At 43.6% G+C, this 2432-nt stretch carries 2 protein-coding genes; one reads left to right on the top strand and one right to left on the bottom strand.

Features of this window, described 5'->3' with window-relative positions:
* Nucleotides 1-90 precede the first annotated feature (90 nt).
* Nucleotides 91-984 (bottom strand): LysR family transcriptional regulator, encoded by an 894-nt coding sequence (locus tag H5116_RS20015; RefSeq protein ID WP_182716920.1) that lies wholly within the window; start codon nt 982-984, stop codon nt 91-93.
* Between the two features lie 125 nt (nt 985-1109).
* Here H5116_RS20015 and H5116_RS20010 point away from each other — a divergent pair, with 125 nt between their 5' ends.
* Nucleotides 1110-2312, top strand: a complete 1203-nt coding sequence (locus tag H5116_RS20010; protein ID WP_076924199.1) for an NADH:flavin oxidoreductase/NADH oxidase family protein — start codon at nt 1110-1112, stop codon at nt 2310-2312.
* Nucleotides 2313-2432: the final 120 nt, after the last annotated feature.

Raw genomic sequence — 2432 nt, 5'->3', positions numbered from 1 at the left:
TTGCGCGGAACTGGACAGTTTCGAGCATGGTCGATTTTGGGAGTGAATTATTTTTTGCTGCAATACTGTATATTAATCCACGAAACACCATCACGAAACGATTTGTGCCACTTTCTTCCTGAGCAGTTCCCGAAAAGCAATAACAGCGGGGCTAACCTGCTCTCTGCTTGGACAGATTAGATTTAACTCAACAGGTGGTGATTCAAAGCCTGGTAAAAGCCGTACAAGTTGCCCACTCCGAAGTTCTGAATGGACATCTATCTGGGAGCGATACGCTATCCCTTTACCACTAACAGCCCATTTACGAACAATGTCAGTATCATTGCTGACTCGATTGCTATCCACTTTGACTTTGTATGAGCCAGAATGACCAGCGTATTCCCAACTGTTCAATAAACGACCAGATCGACGGTGCAATAAGCAATTATGCTCCTTTAAGCTGTTAGGATGCGTTAGCTCACCATGTTTAGATATATAGGATGGAGAGGCGCAGGTGATCCTGCTCATGGTGGCGATATGAAATGAAACCATCGATGAGTCTTCTAGCTTCCCATAACGAAGTGCCATATCAACTTGGTCGAGAAAAAAATCTGAAATTGAATCGCCAACCGTAAGGTCAATCGACAATAAAGGGTGTTCATCCAGTAACTCTTCTACCCAGTGTAAAAGAGTATTGCGCCCTAAGTCAGATGAAACGGACAACCTTAGCTTACCACTCACCTTACCTTGTGTCTGATGTGCAGCTATACGACCTTGCTCCAAACTGGCTAATGCCTGGCGACAATGAAACAGAAATTGTTCACCTTGAGGTGTGATCCTTAATTGCCTTGTGGTTCTGATAAGTAGCTGTATATCCAACTTTTTTTCCAGTCTTTTAAGCGCAGAGCTGACTGCCGCAGGAGTGACACTCAGTTGTTTTGCGGTTTCCGTTATGCTGCCTGTTTCCACTATTCGTATGAATAGATTGAGATCTGATGTATTCATTATTAAATAATATTTAAAAGTGTTTGAACTATTGCTATCTTTTTAGTTTAGTAAAAATCGGGGACAATGTCTCTACCGTTATTAATTAACACCGTACATAAGTATTGGTGCCCCGAGAGGTAGATATGACCCAGCCATTACACACCGCGAACTTACTTGATCCTCCTTTAGAGCTCCCTTGTGGCGCAGTCATCAAAAACCGTCTAATAAAGTCAGCAATGTCTGACTCACTCGCTGACGGTGAAGGGAACCCTACTGAAGCTCAGTCTCGACTCTATGAACGATGGGCAGAGGGTGGTATTGGGTTATCCGTCATTGGTGAAGTGCAGGTAGATCCCAGGTTCCCTGAAAAACCAGGAAACCTGGTATTAACTAATCAATCCAACCTAAAAGATTTACAAATGTTAACCTCCCGCGCATCGATTAATGATGCCCACATATGGCCTCAGTTAGGTCATGCAGGAGGACTGGCTTACAAACTACTTAGCCAGCCCAAAGGTCCATCACCTCTTAAGATAAGTGAATTTGAATGTGCAGGTATGTCAGAGAAAGAAGTATCTTTATTGCCAGATGTGTATGCCAGAGCTGCGAAGATTGCTAAAAAAACAGGGTTCACAGGTGTTCAGATACATGCAGGTCATGGTTTTCTGCTTAGCCAATTTCTGTCTCCGCTATTCAATCACCGCAAAGACCAATATGGCGGTTCAATACAAGCACGTAGCAGAATCGTTATAGAGATAATAGAGAAAGTCCGAGATGCGGTGGGGGGGACTTTTCCTATTGGCATCAAGATGAACTCTTCTGATCAACTAGAAGGAGGATTATCTCAAGACGACGCTCTAGAAGTTATTCGCATCCTTAATAAAACGTCTATCGACTTGATTGAGATAAGCGGCGGTTCTTATTTTCCTGGAGCAAAATCCAGCTCTGACAGTGCTTCAAGCGGCCCGTACTTCATTGACTTTGCAATAAAGGCTAAAAGCTTAACAAGTATTCCTTTAGTAGTGACTGGCGGTTTTAAAAAACGGGAGCAGGTAATAGATGCCTTATCTATAAATGCAGCGGACTCCATTGGTCTTGGACGAGCATTGATACTCAGACCCGATTTGCCAAATGAATGGATAGATGGAGAAGGTGTTACTCCTCGCTTTCCAAAGTTTAAGTCACCACCTCAGGGGGGAATTACAGCCTGGTACACAATGCTTCTCACGGCGATAGCTAATGACAACGAAAGAGAGTTCAACTTAGAACTATTACCAGCGATTCAGGCCTATGAAAATCGTGACAAAGCGCGTGTTATGAGATGGCAGGCTAAGTATCAATTATAACCCAACACCTACACACCAAAAAACGCATCGTTATGCGTTTTTTGGGATCGCAATATCTGAAGTGCAATTTGCGTATCTATGGGAGATTCCGAGCACAGCCCCTCAATCGCCACCCATGAG

The organism is Pseudoalteromonas sp. SG45-2 (assembly GCF_014164115.1).
Lineage (GTDB): Bacteria > Pseudomonadota > Gammaproteobacteria > Enterobacterales > Alteromonadaceae > Pseudoalteromonas > Pseudoalteromonas distincta.
The sequence above is the reverse complement of the archived record's forward strand: the minus strand, read 5'-3'. Positions and strand labels throughout refer to the sequence as shown.